Raw genomic sequence first — 1,464 nt, forward strand, 5'->3', positions numbered from 1 at the left:
GGCGCACGCTGACGCACACGTGCGCGCCGACCTTAGACGCTGTCCGAAATAACCTGAACAAACGGCGGTAAGCTGCTAATAACTATGGCATAAAAGGCTGTCCCGACCAATCGATTCAGGAAAAGTATCGGCTGTTGGCCGAGATCTTCGACGAGCGGGAGCGTCGTCTGTGGGCAGCGGTCGAAGCGCAGCAACTCGGTCGTGGCGGAATTGCCACGGTGGCCAAAGCAACCGGTCTGTCGCGAACAACGATTTACCAGGGTTTGAACGAGCTCTCCGAGTGCCCTGCCGGTGCCGGCTTGCGGCGTGATCGGATACGGGCCGAAGGTGGCGGTCGCAAGGCGCTCACAGCGAAAGACCCTGAGTTGCTGGAAAGCCTTGAGCGGCTGGTCGAGCCGAGCACCTGCGGCGACCCGCAGTCGGCGTTGCGGTGGACGTGCAAGAGCACCCGGCAGTTGTCCCAGGCGCTGCACCGTGCCGGGCACCCGGTAGGCCGGCAGACGGTGAGTGAGCTGCTCGCGGCACTGGGCTACAGCCTGCAAGGCAACCGCAAGACCCGCGAAGGCAGCGCGCATGAAGATCGCGACGCACAGTTCGGGCACATCAACGCGCAGTCCCACGACACCCGGCTCAGGACGCTGATGCTGCTGGCGCAGCATGGCGAGCTTTGCGTCTGCGAGCTGACCCAAGCCATTGTCGTTAGCCAGCCCCATTTGTCTCGTCACCTGGGGCAGTTACGGGAGCTGGGGCTGGTGGCGGACCGGCGGGCGGGCCTCTGGGTCTATTACCGCATCCATCCCCGACTGCCGGCCTGGGCGCAGGCCGTGATCAGGGAGACGCATCCCGGGCTGCGCCACAGCAAACCGTTCCTATCGGACTTGACCCAGCTGAGCGCGATGCCGAATCGCCCGGAGGCGCCCCGCTGCGTTTGAGGACGCTCGAGGCGTTGCCCGCGAAAGCGCCGACAGGCCGACCGCGGTCGCACAGCAGCGAGCGCACGGCATCGTGTCGCCGCTGCGGGCGACAGGCCCGCTTTACCCATGTGCCGGGCGGGAGCCTCCATCGCCAGCCTCAGGCATGCCGGCCCTGTGGCCTGCCCCGTCATGAAGTATTCACTTGCTACATACGGTTGATCGGATATAGTCGCGGACACACAATCTCAAGGCTGCGTTCCGGAGAACACTATGCGCGACCTGGCCGACACCACGAAATGGGCAGCAATCGCTTCTATCGCCTGGCCACTGGTCCTTGGCGGCTGCGACGGAGCGAGCGAGACGGCGACGGAAACCGCGGGCGCGGAGTCCGCAACCATGGCCGTGTCCGGCGCCGGCTCGTCGTTTGCGGCGCCGATCTTCGATCACTGGCTGGCGCAGTACGGGGCCGAGCATCCGTCGCTGGCGTTGAGCTACGACTCCGTGGGCAGCGGCGCCGGCATCGAGCGGTTTCTGGGGGGCAGCGTGGACA

At 65.7% G+C, this 1,464-nt stretch carries 2 protein-coding genes and 1 pseudogene; all 3 read left to right on the top strand.

Annotated features, from left to right (window positions below; translation table 11 throughout):
- Positions 1–89: 89 nt before the first annotated feature.
- Positions 90–614 (top strand): annotated as a pseudogene (locus CKO31_RS27090) (ISAzo13-like element transposase-related protein); the annotation flags it as partial.
- Positions 603–932 (top strand): metalloregulator ArsR/SmtB family transcription factor, encoded by a 330-nt coding sequence (locus tag CKO31_RS27095; RefSeq protein WP_322789217.1) that lies wholly within the window; start codon positions 603–605, stop codon positions 930–932. The pseudogene CKO31_RS27090 and the gene CKO31_RS27095, both read left to right, overlap by 12 nt.
- A 252-nt stretch (positions 933–1,184) precedes the next feature.
- On the top strand, positions 1,185–1,464 hold a 280-nt coding region (locus CKO31_RS25835; protein ID WP_200243719.1), incomplete at its 3' end, for a substrate-binding domain-containing protein.

This window comes from Thiohalocapsa halophila (genome assembly GCF_016583825.1).
Classification (GTDB): Bacteria; Pseudomonadota; Gammaproteobacteria; order Chromatiales; family Chromatiaceae; genus Thiohalocapsa; species Thiohalocapsa halophila.